The following is an 18,129-nucleotide window of genomic DNA, read 5'->3' as shown; positions in this document are numbered from 1 at the left end:
GACCGGGAGCGGCCGTCAGAGCCGGCGCACCTCGAGCACCCGCACCACCGCCGTGCCCTCGTCGGCCGAGGCGCCGAGGTCGACCTCGGCGCGGATGCGCCAGTCGTGGTCGCCCGCGGGATCGTCGAACGTCTGCTCGACCCGCCACACACCGGATGCCGCGGCATCCGTCTCGTCGATGACGCACAGCGCCGGGGAGCGCGCGGGTCCGCCGGTGAGGATCTCGTCGTGCTCGTCGAAGTACGCATCCAACGCCGCCGACCAGTCGACGTCGGGATCCAGTTCCGCCAGCTCGTCGTCCTTCTGCAGCGCCGCGAGCTGCACGCGCCGGAACATCTCGTTGCGCACGAGCACCGTGAACGCCCGGCGGTTCACGACCACGGAGGGCGGGGCCGGGGGCACGACGGGCGCGCCGGCCTCGGCCGGCGAGGGGTTCACGAGCGCCTCCCACTCGTCGACGAGGCTCGAGTCCACCTGTCGCACGAGCTCGCCGAGCCACTCGATCACATCCAGCAACTCCTCGGTGCGCGCCTCCGCGGGCACCGTCTGCCGGATCGCGCGGTACGCGTCGCTGAGGTATCGGAGCACGAGCCCCTCGCTGCGCCCGAGCTGGTAGAGCGAGACGAACTCGCCGAAGGACAGCGCCCTCTCGAACATGTCGCGCACGACCGACTTCGGGGACAGCTCGAAGTCGCGCACCCACGGCTGGCTGGTCGCGAAGACCTCGAACGACTGGGTCAGCAGTTCGGCGAGCGGCTTCGGGTGGGTGATCTCCTCGAGCGCCTCCATGCGCTCGTCGTAGTCGAGGCCGTCGCGCTTCATCGCCGCGACCGCCTCGCCGCGGGCGCGGAACTCCTGCTGCGACAGCACGGGACGCGGGTCGTCCAGCGTCGCCTCGATGACGCTCACGACGTCGAGGGCGTAGTGCCCCGTCCCGGCCGCCCCGGGGGTGTCGAGGGGGTCGAGGAGCTCGATCGCGGCGAGCGCGAACGGCGAGAGCGGCTGGTTGAGGGCGAAGTTGGGCTGCAGATCGACCGTGAGGCGGACGCGTCCCTCCGAGTACTCGACGATCCCGGCATCCCGCAGCGTGCGGAAGATCGCGATCGCCCGGCGCGCCAGCTCGTACTGCCGCGCGCGCGGCTCGTGGTTGTCGAAGACGAGCGAGCGCACGTTCGCGAAGACGTCGCCGCCGCGCGCGATGACGTTGATGAGCATCGCCGCCGTGAGCTGCATGCGCGGCTCGAGCGGTTCGGGCACGGCCTCGACCAGCTTCTCGAACGACGCCTCGCCCCATGAGACGAAGCCCTGCGGCGCCTTCTTCCGCACCATCTTGCGCTGCTTCTTGGGGTCGTCGCCCGCCTTGGCGATCGCCGTCGCGTTCTCGATCTCGTGGTCGGGCGCCATGGCCACGACCGTTCCCGCCGTGTCGTAGCCGGCGCGGCCCGCCCGCCCCGCGATCTGGTGGAACTCGCGGGCGCTCAGGTGCCGCATCCGCTGACCGTCGTACTTCGTCAGCGCCGTCAGGAGCACGGTGCGGATCGGCACGTTGATCCCCACGCCCAGGGTGTCGGTGCCGCAGATGACGCGCAGAAGTCCCCGCTGCGCGAGGGTCTCGACGAGCCGGCGGTACCGCGGCAGCATCCCGGCGTGGTGCACGCCGATGCCCGCCCGCACGTAGCGCGAGAGCGTGCGCCCGAACCCCGTCGTGAACCGGAAGCCGCCGATCGCCTCGGCGATCTCGTCGCGCTGGGCCCGCGAGATCACCTTGATGCTCGACAGCGCCTGCGCCCGCTCCATCGCGGCCGCCTGCGAGAAGTGCACGATGTAGATCGGCGCCTCCCCGGTGCCGAGCAGCTGCTCGACCTGCTCGTGCACGGGGATGCGGGCGTAGGAGAAGTGCAGCGGAACGGGACGCTCGACGCCCGTCACCTCGGCGACCGTGCGACCCGTGCGCCGCTCGAGGTCGGACGCGATCGCCGAGACGTCGCCGAGCGTGGCCGACATCAGCAGGAACTGCGCGCGGGGCAGCAGCAGGAGCGGCACCTGCCACGCCCAGCCGCGATCGGGCTCGCCGTAGTAGTGGAACTCGTCCATCACGACCTGGTCGACGGATGCCCCGGCCCCCTCGCGCAGCGCCAGGTTGGCGAGAATCTCGGCCGTGCAGCAGATGATCGGGGCATCCGGGTTCACCGACGAGTCGCCCGTGACCATCCCCACGTTCTCCGCACCGAAGATCTCGGCGAGCGCGAAGAACTTCTCGCTCACGAGGGCTTTGATGGGGGCGGTGTAGTAGGTGCGTCCGCCGCGGGCGACGCACGCCGCGTGCGCGGCGACCGCGACGAGCGACTTGCCGGTGCCCGTCGGCGTCGAGAGGATCACGTGCGATCCGGACACGAGCTCCATCACGGCCTCGTCCTGCGCCGGGTAGAGCGTGAATCCCCGGTGCTCGGCCCAGAGCGCGAACGCCTCGTACACCTCGTCGGGCCCGGCATCGTCGGGGATCGTCGCGAGGAGGTCCATCCCTCGAGTCTTCCTCATCACGCCGCGGCATCCGCCCGCCCGAGGCGGGGCGCGGGGGACGGCGGGGCGCACGACGTCGAACCGGGGCCCTCGCGGAACACCTCACGGCGCCCGTACGTTGGACCGAGGCGACCGTGCCGACCGAAGGAGTCCCATGACCGATCCGACACCGACGGTGACCCGCAACGAGGATGCCTCGCGCTACGAGATCCACGTCGGCGACAAGCTCGCGGGCTTCGCCGAGTACAAGACCCGGCCCGATGGGCGGATCCTGTTCACCCACACGGAGACGGAGAAGGAGTTCCGCGGGCAGGGCCTGGCCGACGTCCTCGCCTCCGAGGCGCTGTCGGACGCGGCCCGGGAGGGCGCCACGATCGTCCCGCTGTGCCCGTTCATCGCGAAGTACCTCAGCGAGAACGAGGTCGCGGGCGCCGTGATCGACTGGCCGCGCTCCTCGCAGGCGCAGGACTCCGCGAGCCCCGGAGAATCCCCCGCATGACCCGGCTCGACGCGGGCCCGGAGGAGGTCGAGGCGCCCGCCGCATGCGATGGACCACGCGCCCTGCTGCTGACCTCGCGCGACGTGCCCCTCGGGGGCGTGCGGGGCATGGAGGTGCACCGCGCCCTCCCGCAGCGCGACCTGCCGATGATCGGGGCGTGGTGCTTCCTCGACCGGTTCGGCCCCCAGGTCGCGCGCATGCGTGTGGAACCCCACCCGCACATCGGCCTGCAGACGGTCACGTGGCCCTTCGTCGGCGAGGTGCGCCACCGCGACACCGTCGGCAGCGACGTCCTCGTCGCGCGCGGCGCCCTCAACCTCATGACCAGCGGCGCCGGCATCGCCCACTCCGAGTACTCCACGGGCGAGGATGCCGTGGCCCTCGACGCCCTGCAGCTCTGGGTCGCCCTGCCCGACGCGCGGCGGCACGGGCCGCAGGCGTTCGAGCGCCACGAGAACCTGCCCGAGGTGACGATCAGCTCTCCGAGCGGCGAGGACGCGGGAGAGGCGACGGTGGTCATGGGCCCCTTCGGCGGGGCGGAATCGCCCGCGACGGTCCACACACCGCTCGCGGGCGTCGAGGTGCGCATCGCGGCGGGCGCGAGCGCCCGCCTGCCGCTCGAACCCGCGTGGGAGTACGGCCTGCTGGGCGTCTTCGGCGACGTACGGGTGCACGCGGATCGGGATGCCGCGGCATCCGCCCTCGACCTCGCCCCGCACGACCTGCTCTACCTCGGCATCCATCGCCCCCACATCGACGTCGTCGCGGGCCCCGAGGGCGCGACGGTGTTCCTGCTCGGCGGAGAGCCCTTCGCCGACGAGATCGTGATGTGGTGGAACTTCGTCGGCCGCAGCCACGACGAGATCGTCGAGGCCCGCGACGAGTGGGAGGCCGACTCGCCCCGCTTCGGCCACGTCGTCGGGCACGGTGCCGAGCGCATCCCCGCGCCCCCGCTGCCGCACGTGCGACTCACGCCGCGGCGCCGCCGGGTCTGACGCCAGCCGGGCTCGACCCTCACCCCCGCCCCCACCCTCGTCTTCGTCGAACGGTCGCGACATGCCGTGGCGCCTGCGGGGCGCGCGGCGTGTCGCGACCGTTCGACAAACCCCGCCGCGAGCGAATACTCACTGCCGCCAGGCGGTCCGGGGCGCCACGCCGCGCGATAGCCTGGCCCGGTGCGCACCCCGACAGCCCTCTCGACGCGCGTCCTGCTGATCTGCGCGGCGATCGGCGTCGCGACCGGGCTCCTCGGGGCCGTCGCGGGGTGGCTCACGCCGGTGGTCGTGGCGGCGCTGCCGATCGTCTACGGGCTCGTGCTGGGCAGCCACGTGCTCCCGGGGATCATCGCGCAGGAGCTGCTCCGCCTCCCCCTCGTCGCCCTCCTCGCACACGTCATCGCGGCGCTCGTCGCGAGCGCCTTCAACCCGGCATGGGCGCCCCGCTTCCTCGGCACGGCGCTGCTGTTCGGCGCGGTCCAGGAGGGCGTCGCCGCGCTCACGCGCTACCGCGCATGGGGCGCGTGGCGCTTCTTCGTCTCCGCGGCCGTCATCGGCGTGCTCGTGGCGGTGATCGTGGGCTTCGCCGCGGATCTTGCACGCCTGCCCGTCTGGGCGCAGATCGTCTACGTCGTGCTCTCGGTGCTCGGACCCGTCGCGTGGACCGCGGCGGGCCTGTGGGTCGGTGTCGCGCTGCGCCGCGCCGGCGTCGGCCGCCTCACCGCCCGCTGACCGCCGGCCGCGACCCGCCCACGGCAGGTTAGGGTCGGCTAACCTGGGAGCCCACCCGTCGTCTCGAGGCCCCGTGACCGTACCCGCTCGACCGCATCCGGCGATCAGCGATCCGCCTGCGCTCGCCGAGAGCCCCGTGCTCGCGCTGCACGACGTGTCGATCACGTATCCGGATGCCGCGGCCCCCGCCCCCGGCGGCGTCTCGCTCTCGGTCCGACCGGGCGAGGTCGTGCTCGTGCTCGGTCCCAGCGGCTCGGGGAAGTCCACGCTGACGCTCGCGATGAACGGGCTCATCCCCCACTCCCTGCCGGCGGGGATCTCGGGACGGATCGAGGTGGCCGGCCTCGACACCACGACGACGCCGGTCGCCCGGCTCAGCACGCACGTCGCCATGGTCTTCCAGGATCCCGATGCCCAGCTCGTCACGGGGACCGTGCTCGACGAGGTGGCATTCGGCCCCGAGAACCTGCGCCTCCCCGTCGCCGAGGTGCTCGCCCGTGCCGAGTCGGCGCTGCGGCGCGTGGGACTGTGGGAGCGCCGGGCCGAGAACCCCGAGCGGCTCTCGGGCGGAGGGCGGCAGCGCCTCGCGATCGCCTGTGCGCTCGCGATGGGCTCCGGCATCCTGGTGCTCGACGAACCCACCGCGAACCTGGACCCCGCCGGCATCGACGACGTGTACGCCGCCCTCCGCGACGTCGTCGCGCGCGGGGACCGCACCATCGTGCTGGTCGAGCACAATCTCGACCAGGCGGTCGCGCTCGCCTCGCGGGTCGTGGCGCTCGACGCGGCGGGGCGACCGGTGGCGGACGGGCCGGTCGACGACGTGCTGAGCCGGCGCGCCGGCGAGCTGCACGCGCTCGGGGTCTGGCTGCCGACCGCGGCGCTCGCGGCCCTGCGGCTGCGCGCCGCCGGATACCCGCTCGACCCCCTGCCGCTGACGCCCGCAGACCTGCGCCGCGCGCTCGAGAGCTGCCCGCCTCCATCCACCCGCACGAGGAGTTCGCACGCGGGAGAGGAGGGTGGCCCACCGAAGCTCCTCGAACGCGCGCAGGCTCCTCACGTCGCGCGGCACGCGCCACCGCGCGACACCGAGCCCCTCGTCCGCGTGCGAGGCCTCACCGTCGCACGCGGCGGTCGCGACATCCTTCGCGGCGTCGACCTCGACGTGCAGGCGGGCGACTTCCTCGCCGTCGTCGGGGCCAACGGGGCGGGCAAGACGACGCTCGTGCAGGCGATGGCCGGCGTCGTGCCGCCGCCCCGCCGCCGGGTGCAGGTGATCGGACTCGACCCGTCGCGCGCGGATGCCGGGGCGCTCTCCCGCGCGGTCGGGTTCGTCTTCCAGAACCCCGAGCACCAGTTCGTCGCGGCGACCGTCTTCGACGAGCTCGCCCTGCCGCTGCGGCTGCGGCGCGTCTCCGAGGCGGAGATCACCGAGCGCGTGTCGGAGATGCTCGAGCGTTTCGGCCTGGCGGGCCGCGAGGCATCCCACCCCTTCCTCCTCTCGGGAGGGCAGAAACGTCGGCTCTCTGTGGGCACGGCGCTCATCGCGGGGGCCCCGGTGCTGGCCCTCGACGAGCCCACGTTCGGCCAGGATCGCGCGCGGGCCGACGAGCTGATGTCCCTCCTGGCGGAACTGAACGCCGGCGGCACGACCGTGATCGTCGTGACCCACGACATGCAGCTGGTCGCGGAGTACGCCACGCGGGCCGCGGTGCTCGCCGGGGGGCGCCTGCTCGCGCACACGTCCCCGACCGAGCTCTTCGCCGACGCCGACCTCCTTCGGCGAGCGGGGCTCCGCCGACCGCCCCTGGCCGAGGCGCTGCGGGCAGTCGCCGCCCACCCCGAGCTCGACGGGGTCGCGCGTCTGTCCGACCTCCCCGGCGGGACACGATCGTGACCTCCGCACCGATCGGCACCGACGCGATCACCGTCGTGCCGGCATCCCGCACCGCGTTCGACCCGTATGCGTCGCCCGCCGCGCGGTCCCGATGGCGCTTCCTCTACGCGCTCGGGCCGCTGGCCAAGATCGCCGGCCCCGCGCCGGCGATGCTGATGCTCGTCTTCGTGCGCGATCTCGCGACGCCGGCGGCGTTCCTCGTGCTGGCCTACGCCGTGCTCCTCGTCGGGGCGCACCTGTCGATGCGACTGCTGGCGGTGCTGCTTCTGGCCGTTCCCGCCTTCCTCGCGCTCGTCGGCGTCGGGTTCGCCGTGTGGACCGACGCGTCGCGCATCCCTCACGACGTCGTGGTCGTGCGGATCGGGGATGCCGTGCTGTACGGGGCGGCGCTGGAGATCGGCTTTTCGACCTCGCTGCGGCTCGGCGCGATTCTCGCTCTGGCCCTCATCGGGGGGCTGACCACGAGCGGCGCCGATCTCACGCGCGCCATCGTCCAGCAGCTGCGGGTGCCGTACCGCATCGGGTACACGGCGCTGGCCGCGTTCCGCTTCGTGCCGCGGTTCCGGTACGAGTTGGAGGTGATCCGCGCCGCGCACCGCGTGCGGGGCGCCTCCCGGGGCCGGGGCCCGATCGCCGCGGCGCGGCGGCGGGCGGGGTACATCGTGCCGCTGCTGGCGGGCGGCATCCGTCACGCGGAACGGATGGCGCTCGCGATGGACTCGCGCGCGTTCGGCGCCTACCCCGAGCGCACCGAGCGCCACCGCGTGGCGTGGCGCACGCGCGACACCGTCTTCGTCGCCGCCTTCTGGGTCGTCACGGCCGTGCTGTTCATCGTGCTCGCGCCCTGGGGCTGACCCGCGGCACCCCGGACCGGCCGTCCGCGGCGGGGATCAATCGACGTATCCGGGCGCCGCCGGCAGTCCCAAGAACTCCTCGAGGGTGTGGAATCCGCCCGCGTGGTAGGCCGCCCCCAGCTCGGGCCCGATGTACCGCAGATGCCAGGCCTCGGGGTCGTAGCCCGTGATCGGCGTGTAGCCGTCTTCGTAGCGCACGATCCAGCCGTACCGCCACCCGTTCTCGGCCACCCAGGCCGACAGGGCCGTCCCACCGAACTGCTCCGACGACCCGCAGCCGGGATCGCAGGCGAAGACGTCCACCGCGAGCGCCGTCTGGTGCTCGCTGTGACCGGGCCGGGCGGCCAGGCGCTCCCCCGCCTCGCGACCGAGCTCGGCGACCCGCTGCGAGTGGATCCGCTGCTGCACCGAGTAGCCGCGGTACCCGTTCTGCACCCCGAGGTCGCCGACGCCGGCGGCGCGTGCGGCGTCGGCCATGTCGGCGAGGGTCGGGGCGATGTCGGTGCGCACCGCGGCGTTCGGCCCGTTGCGCGTGCCGGGCGGGGCCACCCAGTCGTACGGCGCGAAGTCGATCGGGTCGATCGGAAGCGCCTTGTTCACGACCGACCAGACGTGTGAGGCGTCGCGCAGGCTGATGCAGGGCGCCACGCCGTCGATCACCGCACGTCGGAACCCTTCCCCGCCGCCCGCCGCGGCGATCACGGCGGCGTCATCGCCTTCGGCGAGCGCCTGCTGCACTCCGGGCCGGTCGCAGAGGGCGGTCACGGCCGCGGGCTCGCCCGTGAAGTCGGGGGCGGGGATCGCGCTCGCCCACGGCGCGGCCGTGACGGTCGCGGATGCCGCGGGCGCCGGCCCGCCCGCTCCCGGCCCCGCCCCGGCCAGCGCGACGCCGACGGCGACGGCGAAGGCGGCGACCACCGCCAGGCCACCGGCCCCGTAGACGAGGCGTCGGCGCACCCTCTCGGGAGACGTTGCGCGCTCCCGCTCGAGCCTCGCCTCGGCACGAGAGGATGCGGAGCCGTCGGGGTCGGTCACCCGCCCATTCTCACCCGCACGCCGCGCAGCCGGCGAGGTGGCGCACACAGAGACGATCATGGGGCACGTCTTCTTGCTTCATCATCGAATCTGTGTTCGACTGTTCGCCATGAGGTGGCGGGGACAGCAGATCGGGGCGGTGGACGCCGACGCCCTGCCGGGGCTCGAGCGCATCGACGGGCTCGTGCGCAGCGTCACCACACCGGAGTTCGCGGGCATCACCTTCCACGAGGTCATGTCCCGGTCGGCACTCAACCACGTGCCCGGCGCCTCGGCGATGCCCTTCTCCTGGACGATCAACCCCTATCGGGGCTGCACGCATGCCTGCGCCTACTGCCTATCGCCCGACACGATGATCCTGATGGCCGACGGATCCAGCCGTTCCCTGCGGGCCGTGCAAGTCGGCGATGAGATCATGGGCACCCAGGTTCACGGCTCATACCGTCGCTACGTGCGCACGCGGGTGGACGCCAAATGGTCGACTCGCAAGCGCGCCCATCGCGTTCACCTGGCCGATGGCACACAACTCGTGGCGAGCGGTGACCACCGATTCCTCAGCGACCGGGGCTGGAAGCACGTCACGGGCGCGACAAGCGGAGCAGCTCGCCGTCCTCACCTGACGACAAGCAACCGCCTGATGGGATTCGGGTTCGGCGGTGAGCGCTTCTTCCGCATCACCGAGCCATCCATCAGCCGCAAGCTCGACCTGTCGGGGACGGCAGTCAAGACGGTCTCAGACCTGCGCATCGAGTCGATCGACGATCTCGGCGTCGAGATGGACATGATCGACATCACGACCGGCACCGGCGACTTCATCGCCAATGGGGTGATCAGCCACAACTGCTTCGCCCGCGGGACGCACGAGTACCTCGACTTCGACGCGGGCCGGGACTTCGACTCGCAGATCGTCGTGAAGATCAACGTCGCCGATGTGCTGCGGCGCGAGCTCGCCTCCGCGACCTGGCAGCGCGAGCACGTCGCGCTCGGCACGAACACCGATCCCTACCAGCGGGCCGAGGGGCGCTACCGGCTCATGCCCGACATCATCGAGACCCTGGCCGCGTCGGGCACACCGCTGTCGGTGCTGACGAAGGGCACGCTCATCCGGCGCGACCTGCCCCTCCTGCGGCAGGCTGCGGAGAACGTACCGGTCGACCTGTCGTTCTCGATCGCCGTCTTCGACGAGGCCCTGCAGCAGTCGCTCGAGCCCGGGACGCCCACCACGACCGCGCGGCTCGAGGCGGTGCGCGCGGCATCCGACGCCGGGTTCGCCGTCACGGTCTTCCTCATGCCGGTCCTCCCGCATCTCACCGACTCGGTCGCGGCGATCGACGACGCCCTCGCACGCATCGCCGCGGCGGGCGCACGCCGCGTGATCTACGGCGCGCTGCACCTGCGCCCGGGCGTGAAGCCCTGGTTCCTCCAGTGGCTCGAGCGCGAACACCCCGAGCTCGTGTCGTCCTATCGCGGCCTGTACCCCGGCCAGACGTCGTACGCCCCGAAGGGCTACCGCGTGTGGCTCGCCAAGCGCGTGCGCCCGCTCCTGCGCGCGCACCGGCTGGACGGCGGCGACGAGGACGAGCAGCCGATGCGGGCAGCCGCGCCGGGGCCCGTCCTGGCCACCGGACGGCGCGGTGCGGGGGCGGCGCCGAGGTTCGCCGACCCCACCCTCTTCTGAGGGCGTCCGCACGGCGACGAGGAGGGCTCCCCGACGAGCCGGGGCGCCCTCCTGCAGGTCCGCGGTCCCTAGGCGGTGAGCTCGGCCGCCGTCGGAGACGACCCCGCCAGCTCGTCGATCACGTCGTCGCCCGGGGAGACCTCCTCGAACGGCGCCGTGATCTCCGCGCGGGAGAGCATCTCGGTCATGCGCCGGCGGCGCTGACGCGTGATCAGCGTGACCACCCGTCCCGTCGCTCCGGCACGCCCCGTCCGGCCCGACCGGTGCAGGTAGGTCTTGTACTCGTCGGGCGCGTCGGCCTGGACCACGAGGTCGATGTCGTCGACGTGGATGCCGCGGGCCGCGACATCCGTCGCCACCAGCACCCGCACGCGTCCCGAGGTGAGGCGCTGCAGGTTGCGGGTGCGCTTGGCCTGGTTGAGATCGCCGTGGAGGGAGACCGCGGGGATGCCGGCGTCGTCGAACTGCTCGGCGAGCATCTCGGCGTACGCGCGCGTACGGGCGAAGACGAGCGTCTTCCCGTCGCGGTCGACGAGCCGGTCGAGGATCTCGGCCTTGTCCCGGTGGTCGATGACGAGGACGCGGTGCTCGATCGTGCTCGAGGCCTGGTCCTCTCCCGCAACCTCGTGGACGGCCGGCTCGACGAGGAACTCGTCGACGAGCGCCGAGACCTCACGGTCGAGCGTCGCCGAGAAAAGCAGCTTCTGCGACCCGTCGGCGGTGCGGCGGAGGATGCGCTGCACCGGCTCGAGGAACCCGAGCTCGCACATGTGGTCGGCCTCGTCGAGAACCGCGACCTGCACCTCGGAGAGGTCGAGCTTGCGCTGCTCGACGAGATCCTCGATGCGGCCCGGCGTCCCGATGATGATGTCGACGCCCTTCTTGAGCGCGCCGACCTGACGGGCCTGGGGCACGCCACCGTAGATCTGCGTCGTGAACAGCCCCACGCTGCGGGCGATGGGCTGCACGGTGCGGTCGATCTGGAGGGCGAGCTCGCGCGTCGGCGCCAGGATCAGCGCCTTCGGACGGCGGCCGAACTCGCGTCGCTGACCCGCCTGGGCGCGCAGGACGCTCTCGACCAGCGGCGCGCCGAAGGCGATCGTCTTGCCCGAGCCCGTGCGCCCGCGGGCGAGCACGTCACGGCCCGAGAGCACCTCGGGGATCGTGGCAGCCTGGATGGGGAACGGCGACGCCGCACCCAGTTCGGCGAGCGCCCGGACGATGTTGTCGCCCAGACCGAGATCGCCGAAGCCGACGCCGTCGACATCGGTCGCCTGGATCGCCTCGGCCTGCAGGCGCTCGTGCACGACGTCCACGCGCTGCTCCTGGGCCGCGGTGCGCTCCGGTCGCGCGTTCCAGTCCGAGCGGTTGCCTCCTGCGGCACGCGCTCCGCCGTCCCGCGAGCCTCGGGCCGCGTCGCCGCGTCCTCGCGCCGGACGGTCGTCGAACGAGCGACGAGGGCGGTCTTCGAACGACCGCGCGGGGCGGTCACCGAACTCACGACGCGGACGATCCTCGAACGACCGCGCCGGACGGTCACCGAACTCACGACGCGGACGATCCTCGAACGACCGACGCGGACGATCACCCTCATCACGGCGAGGACGCCCCTCGAACGACCGCGCCGGACGGTCACCGAACTCACGACGCGGACGATCCTCGAACGACCGACGCGGACGATCACCCTCATCACGACGAGGACGCCCCTCGAACGACCGACGCGGACGATCACCCTCATCACGACGGGGACGCCCCTCGAACGACCGCGCCGGACGATCCTCGCGGGGGCCGCGCTCGGGGCGGGGCGGGCGGGCGTCGTCGAAGCGGCCGCCGCGCGCGTCGCGGCTGTGGGTGCGGATGCCGCGGGCCTCGTCGCGGCCCGCCTTCTCCTGCGCGCTCCAGCGGCGCTTCCCGGCGGGCTCGGCCTCGTCGGGACGGTGTCCGCGGTGCCCCGCGCTGCGGCTTCCGGGCTTGGCCGCGGAGCGCTGGCCGTACCTCGGGTCGAAGTTCGCGGCCGGGCGGCCGCCTGCGGGCTTCTTGTTCTTCGGCATGGGGATGCCTTCCTGGGTTGTTCTCGCACGCGAACAGCGCTCGAGCGCACTCGAGCGAAACCCGGACATCCGTCGGCCGGGGCCATTGTCGTGATGGTCATGTGCACCGATCGGCGCTCACCATCGGCCCCATGAACTCACAAACCCATCCGCGCACACGCGCAGTGTTCAGAGCCGACCTCCCCAGCGTAGCCGACGCCACCTGACCGACCGCCGAGGGCGCCTAGCATGGGTGGGACACGACGGAGGATGACGATGACCGACAGCGACGACGCCGGCACCGACCCCACCGGTCGTCAGCACCTCCTGCGCACTTCCGACGGGCGGGTCAGTGCCCAGGTCGCGCAGGTCGGCGCGTCGCTGCGCGCCCTCCGCGTCGCGGGGGTCGACCTCGTGCCGCCCTACCCGGCGGGTTCGCCGACGCCCGCGGCATCCGGGATCGTGCTCGCTCCCTGGCCGAACCGCGTGCGCGACGGGGTGTGGACACAGCGCGGCGTGACACGCGAACTCGCGCTGACGGAGCGGAAGTTCGACAACGCCGCCCACGGACTGCTGCGCTTCACCTCCTACGAGCCGGTCGCCGCCACGGCCGGGGAGCTGACGCTCGGGGCCGACATCGTGCCGCAGACGGGATATCCGTTCCACCTGCGCACCCGGGTGTCGTACCGCCTGGTCCCCGACGGCATCGTCGTCGCGCACGAGATCGTCAATCTCGGCGGCGAGGACGCCCCGGTCGCACTCGGCACCCACCCCTATCTCATGCTCTCCGCCGCCGACACCGCGGATCTGACCCTCACCTCCCCGGGTGCGACGCGCTTCGTCGTCGACGATCGGAAGCTCCCCGTCGACGAGGTCCCCGTCGACGAGTCGACCGATCTGCGCGAGGGCCGGCGGGTGGGCGACATCGAGATGGACACCGCCTTCGGCTCGCTGCGACGCGATGAGGATGGGGTCGCGCGAACGACCCTCACCGCCCCCTCCGGCCAGACCGTCACCCTCTGGCAGGGCGCCGGCTTCGAATACGTGCAGATCTTCACGACGGACCGCTACCCCGGCCAGCCGCTCGCGATCGCCGTCGAGCCGATGACAGCCCCCGCCGACGCGCTGAACTCGGGCCGCTCGCTGCGGTGGCTCGCCCCCGGCGAGGAATGGCTTCTCGAGTGGGGCATCACGTCCGGCGGCCTGTGACCCGACGCATCTCCTCCGGGGCATGAAGCCGCGACCGCGGAAGTATATGCCCGCCGTCTGTAGCGAAAACGCAATGACAGCGCGGTATAATGCGGCAACTAAAGATGCGAGCTGCGTTCATGGGAAACACGAACACATAACGGCGCTACGGTCTGAGGAGTCGGCGCACGCACCGCCACTGGGGACTTCTCGGTTCGGACCCGTCACATCCTCCGAACGCCTGAAAGGTGACCTGACGTGACAACCCCCGGTCCCGTCGATCTTGTCGCCCCGTCAGCGCCTTCGAGCCTGCGACCCTGGCGTGCGCTGCGGACGACCATGATCGCCGGAAGCGCCGTCGGCGCCGGCGCCCTCCTCACGCCTTTCGACATGCAGGTGCCGCTCTGGGGCGGCTGGTCGGCCGGCGCTCTCACCGCGCTCGCCGCCGCGACGACGGCGGGCGTCATCGCCCTGAGGGCGCATGCTCACGTCATCACCGACGACAGCGACACGCCGCGGGCCGATGCCCTCGACCGGGCCGCCGCGTCCGTCGCGTACGCGCTGATCGCGGGTCTGGCGGTCGCGCTCGTCTTCATCGCCTGCGACTGGCTCGCCGACGACCGGGCGGCGAATCTCCTGCAGGCCACGGTGCTCGCCTCCGCCTCGCTGACCTTCGTCGCGTTCGCGGTATCGGCATCGGCCCGTCACACCGGCACGATCCACGCCGTCGCGCTTCTCATGACACTGATCGCGGTCGGGTCGCTCACCTCCATCGCCACCACCCCGGATCCCGACTGGTGGGTTCTCTACTTCAGTCAGCTCGGCGCGTTCCGGGTCTTCTCCGGATTCGTCTTCAACGGAACCCTCATCATGACGGGTGCTCTCATCCTCGTCTTCTCCGTGCGCGTGCACCGCGAGATGACGAAGATGCACCGGCGCTCCGTCCTGCGCAGCCGCCGTGCGCCCCGCACCCTCGCGTTCCTGGTCGGTGCGGTGGGCTTCCACCTGGCGATGGTGGGCTTCATCCCCGTCAACACGCTGCAGTTCTGGCACGACCGTGCCGCGACCGGCATGACGCTCGCCTTCGCCGGCATGCTGGCGACCACTCCGTGGCTGCTGCGTGGAATGCCGGGGCGCATCTTCCGATCCACCGCGTGGGTCTCCGGCATCCTGCTAATCGGCGCCGTCCTCTTCATCTTGGGGATCATCAACCTGACCGCGTTCGAGGTGCTCGCGTTCGCTCTCATGTTCACCTGGATCGGCGTCTTCGCGATCGACATGGACCGCGCGCAGCCACGCCGAGCCGACAGCGGAGACACCGCGGTGACGCCGAGCGGCGTGCCGGCGCCCGCCGCGGCGACGGGACCCCGGCGATCCCTCAGCGCGCACCGTCGTCGTGTCGGGGTCGGAGCGTCTGCTGCACGGCGGGCGCCGGCGGCAGGCCCCCGATCGAGCCGCCCTTCGCGCTCTGCTCGGCCGTCGCGTTCTCCGTCGCCGCGGCGTCACCCGCGCCCGACCTCGGCCCGCGCGGACGCGGAGCCGAGCTTAGGCTAGCGCCGCCGCCACGGCGGTCGGCGCGACGTTCTCTCGCCCCCTCGACGAGGTTGTAGAGGGTGGGAAGCACGATGAGCGTCAAGACCGTCGACGACACCAGCCCGCCAATCACGACGACGGCGAGCGGCTGTGAGATGAATCCGCCGTGGCCCGTGATGCCGAGAGCCATCGGCGTGAGAGCGAGGATCGTCGCGAGCGCCGTCATCAGGATCGGCCGGAGTCGACGGGATCCGCCGGCAAGGGTGGCCTCCCGCGCGCTCAGACCGCGCTCGCGGTACTGATTGACGAGGTCGATCAGCACGATCGCGTTCGTGACGACGATGCCGACGAGCATGACCGCCCCGATCATCCCGGGGATGCCGAGAGGAACGCCGGTCAGGACGAGGAGCCCCACGGCTCCCGTCCCCGCCAGGGGCACCGAGACGAGCAGAAGCAGCGGCTGCCGCAGCGAGCGGAAGGTCGCGACCATGATCACGTAGACGATGAGGATCGCGGCGAGGATCGCCAGGCCCAGCTGCGCGAAGCCCTCCGTCTGATCGGCGAGCACGCCGCCGACCGCGGCATCCGCCCCCGTGGGCAGGTCGACCTCGTCTAGGACGGCCTGCACCGATGCCGATGCCACCTGCAGGTTGTCGGTCGAGGGGGTCACGCTGATCGTTGCGGTGCGCTGCCCGCGCTCGGTCGTGATCGAGGCCGGGCTCTCGCTCTGCTCGACCGCTGCGATCTCGTCGAGGCGTACCGCCCCGGACGCGGTGGGGATGCTCAGGGCCTGCAGCTGGTCGAGCGTGGCCGGCGCATCGGATGCCGCGACGTACACCGACAGAGCGCTGCCGTCGACCTCGATCGAGCCCGCCTGCTGCGGCTGCATCGCGCGCGACACGATCCCGCCCACGGCCACCTCAGACAGGCCCCGCTCGGCGGCGGCCTGCCGGTCGACGTCGACGGAGATGAACGGGAGCGACGCGGAGAGGTTCGTCGTGATCTGGCCGATACCCTCGCGTCCGTCGAGCTCCGCCGCGACGATGTCCGTCGCCTCCTGCAGCGTGACGGCATCGGGAGCGCTCACGGCGATCTCGACATCGCTGGAGCCGAACCCGCCGCCGCCGCCGGCGATCGTGATCTCGCCGGCATCCTCGAGGTCGGCCACCGCCTCGCGCACGCGCTCGCGCACCTCGACCTGGTCGGCGTCCGCGTCGGTCGTGATCGAGTAGGTGATGCCGGAGCCGCCGCCGCCGAACGCGTCGAGCAGCTGGGAGCCCGACGACCCGATCGAGACCTGCACCGTCTCGATGCCCGCCACTCCCGCGAGGATGCGCTCGACCTCCGCGGCCGCCGCGTCCTCCGCGGCGAGGCTCGGCGCGGGGCCGATCTCCTGCGTCATGGTGAAGGTGTTCTGCCCGGTGTCACCGAGGAAGTTGACCTTCAGCAGGGGCGACAGGCTCAGGGCCACGGTGCCGGCCAGGAGGGCCACGGACAGCCCCAGCGTGGCCCAGGAGTGGCGGAGCGTCCAGCCGAGCACGGGAAGGTACGACTTCTGCAGCCGGTCGGGCGGGGCGTCGGGGGACTCGGGGTCGACCGCGCGGCCTTCGCCGTCGACGACGGCCTTGCCGGGGCGGAGGAACCAGTAGGCGAGCACCGGCACGATCGTGAGCGCGACGAGGAGCGATGCGAGCAGCGCGATGGTGATCGTCACGGAGAAGGGCCGGAAGAGCTCGCCCGTGATGTCGCCGACGAACGCGATGGGCAGGAACACCGCCACGCTCGTGAGCGTCGACGACGTGATCGCCCCCGCCACCTCGCGCACGGCGGCGACGATGGCGGGGAGCTTCGGGGCATCGCCGACGTAGTGGCGCTTGATGTTCTCGATCACCACGATCGAGTCGTCCACGACGCGGCCGATCGCGATCGTGAGGGCGCCGAGTGTGAGCAGGTTGAGCGAGTACCCGAACGCCTGCAGACCGACGAAGGTGATGAGGATGCTCGTCGGGATGGAGATCGCGGTGACGAGCGTCGAGCGGACGGAGAAGAGGAACACGAGGATGACGAGCACCGCGAAGACGAGTCCGAGCAGGCCCTCCTGGGCCAGGGCCTCGATCGACTGCTCGATGTAGGGCGCCTGATCGAACACGATCGTGAACTCGGCGCCGCCGAGCGAGTCGGCCAGCTCAGGGAGCAGGCCGGTGACGCCCCGGGAGACGTCGACCGTATTGGCCGCGGGGAGCTTCGTGACGGCGATGGTGAGCGCCGGCTCGCCGTCCACCCGCGAGATGGTCGTCACGGGATCCTGGTTCTCGGCGACCGTGGCGACGTCGGCGATCGTCGTCGCGCCCGCCGAGAGCTGACCCGCGTCCGTCGGGACGAGGGGCAGCGCGGCGAGCTCGTCGACGGTCGTGATCTTCGACCCCGTCTGCACGGTCAGCGTCTCGTCACCCTCGGAGATCTCCCCGCCGGGGAAGAGCACGCCGTTCCGGTCGAGCGCGTCGGTGATCGCCTGCTGCGTGTAGCCGCGCTCGGCGAGGCGCTCGAGGTCGGGCGTTATCGTCACCCGCTGCCCGATCCCGCCGACGATCTGGGCGGCGTTGACCCCCTCGACGTCCTCGAGGTCGGGGATGACGCTGGCCTCGAGGAGCCGCTGGATGCCCTCGGCATCCTCGTACCCCGTGACGGCCACCTGGATGACGGGGAAGTCGTCGATGCTCGCCGAGAGGACGTTCGGCTCGACGGACTCCGGCAACTGGCCGTCGATGCGGTTGATCGCCTGGACGATCTTCTGTTCGGCGGTCGTCAGGTCGGTGCCGTACGTGAACGACGCCTGGATGATCGAGGCGTTCGTCGTGCTCGTGGCCACCGTCGACTCGAGGCCGTCGACGCCCTGGATCGCGGTCTCTATCGGTGTCGAGACGTCATTCGAGACGACGTCCGGCGACGCGCCGGGATAGGTCGTCACGATCGCGAGCTGCGGGAACTCGACCGAGGGGATGAGTTCCTGCTTCAGGTTCGCCAGCGCGAGGCCGCCGAAGACGGCGGCGACGATCGTGACGAGGGCGATGAGCGCGCGGTTGCGCAGACTGAACACGGCGAGCTTCGACACGGGCGACCTTCGCGGGAGTGCTCGGGCGTCGCGACGGCGACGTTCGATACGGAGGT

Annotated in this window: 11 protein-coding genes and 1 pseudogene; 8 read left to right on the top strand and 4 right to left on the bottom strand. The window is 72.0% G+C overall.

What is annotated here, in order from left to right; all coding sequences use genetic code 11:
- Positions 1–15 precede the first annotated feature (15 nt).
- Positions 16–2,520, bottom strand: a complete 2,505-nt coding sequence (locus ACIGCK_RS00755; protein WP_396663018.1) for a DEAD/DEAH box helicase — start codon at positions 2,518–2,520, stop codon at positions 16–18.
- Between the two features lie 154 nt (positions 2,521–2,674).
- On the opposite strand from ACIGCK_RS00755, the gene ACIGCK_RS00750 reads away from it, so the two are divergent.
- The 5 genes from ACIGCK_RS00750 to ACIGCK_RS00730 all read left to right on the top strand — a co-directional run bounded on the left by ACIGCK_RS00750 (position 2,675) and on the right by ACIGCK_RS00730 (position 7,497).
- Positions 2,675–3,019 carry a GNAT family N-acetyltransferase gene (locus tag ACIGCK_RS00750; RefSeq protein WP_396663016.1) on the top strand — a complete coding sequence of 115 codons (345 nt, stop codon included), beginning with the start codon at positions 2,675–2,677 and terminating at the stop codon, positions 3,017–3,019.
- Positions 3,016–4,014 carry a pirin family protein gene (locus tag ACIGCK_RS00745; protein WP_396663014.1) on the top strand — a complete coding sequence of 333 codons (999 nt, stop codon included), beginning with the start codon at positions 3,016–3,018 and terminating at the stop codon, positions 4,012–4,014. The genes ACIGCK_RS00750 and ACIGCK_RS00745 overlap by 4 nt, the downstream gene beginning before the upstream one ends.
- A 180-nt stretch (positions 4,015–4,194) precedes the next feature.
- A complete protein-coding gene (locus ACIGCK_RS00740) occupies positions 4,195–4,746 on the top strand; it encodes an ECF transporter S component (protein WP_396663012.1) in 552 nt (183 codons plus the stop codon).
- 73 nt (positions 4,747–4,819) lie between these two features.
- Positions 4,820–6,643 (top strand): ABC transporter ATP-binding protein, encoded by a 1,824-nt coding sequence (locus ACIGCK_RS00735; RefSeq protein WP_396663010.1) that lies wholly within the window; start codon positions 4,820–4,822, stop codon positions 6,641–6,643.
- Positions 6,644–6,669: 26 nt separating this feature from the next.
- Positions 6,670–7,497: an energy-coupling factor transporter transmembrane component T gene (locus ACIGCK_RS00730; RefSeq protein ID WP_396663964.1), complete on the top strand. Its 828-nt coding sequence runs from the start codon at positions 6,670–6,672 to the stop codon at positions 7,495–7,497.
- 36 nt (positions 7,498–7,533) lie between these two features.
- Here the strand turns inward: ACIGCK_RS00730 and ACIGCK_RS00725 are convergent, their stop codons facing one another.
- A complete protein-coding gene (locus ACIGCK_RS00725) occupies positions 7,534–8,532 on the bottom strand; it encodes a D-alanyl-D-alanine carboxypeptidase family protein (protein WP_396663008.1) in 999 nt (332 codons plus the stop codon).
- A gap of 58 nt (positions 8,533–8,590) precedes the next feature.
- Between ACIGCK_RS00725 and ACIGCK_RS00720 the strand changes: the two genes are divergently transcribed.
- A complete protein-coding gene (locus ACIGCK_RS00720) occupies positions 8,591–10,210 on the top strand; it encodes an Rv2578c family radical SAM protein (protein WP_396663962.1) in 1,620 nt (539 codons plus the stop codon).
- A gap of 68 nt (positions 10,211–10,278) precedes the next feature.
- Here ACIGCK_RS00720 and ACIGCK_RS00715 read toward each other — a convergent pair whose 3' ends face one another.
- On the bottom strand, positions 10,279–12,261 hold the full coding sequence (locus ACIGCK_RS00715) for a DEAD/DEAH box helicase (protein WP_396663006.1): 1,983 nt from the start codon (positions 12,259–12,261) through the stop codon (positions 10,279–10,281).
- Positions 12,262–12,516: 255 nt separating this feature from the next.
- Between ACIGCK_RS00715 and ACIGCK_RS00710 the strand changes: the two genes are divergently transcribed.
- Both ACIGCK_RS00710 and ACIGCK_RS00705 read left to right on the top strand, forming a co-directional pair.
- Positions 12,517–13,449 (top strand): aldose 1-epimerase family protein, encoded by a 933-nt coding sequence (locus tag ACIGCK_RS00710; RefSeq protein ID WP_396663004.1) that lies wholly within the window; start codon positions 12,517–12,519, stop codon positions 13,447–13,449.
- A gap of 318 nt (positions 13,450–13,767) precedes the next feature.
- Positions 13,768–14,691, top strand: a pseudogene (locus tag ACIGCK_RS00705) (DUF998 domain-containing protein); the annotation flags it as partial.
- Positions 14,692–14,806: 115 nt separating this feature from the next.
- Here ACIGCK_RS00705 and ACIGCK_RS00700 read toward each other — a convergent pair.
- The gene (locus tag ACIGCK_RS00700) at positions 14,807–18,073 is read right to left on the bottom strand and encodes an efflux RND transporter permease subunit (RefSeq protein ID WP_396663003.1); all 3,267 of its coding nucleotides are present in this window, start codon (positions 18,071–18,073) and stop codon (positions 14,807–14,809) included.
- Positions 18,074–18,129: the final 56 nt, after the last annotated feature.

Source organism: Microbacterium sp. NPDC078428, assembly GCF_044542535.1.
Classification (GTDB): Bacteria; Actinomycetota; Actinomycetes; order Actinomycetales; family Microbacteriaceae; genus Microbacterium; species Microbacterium limosum.
This window is presented reverse-complemented; position numbering and strand designations above follow the sequence as displayed.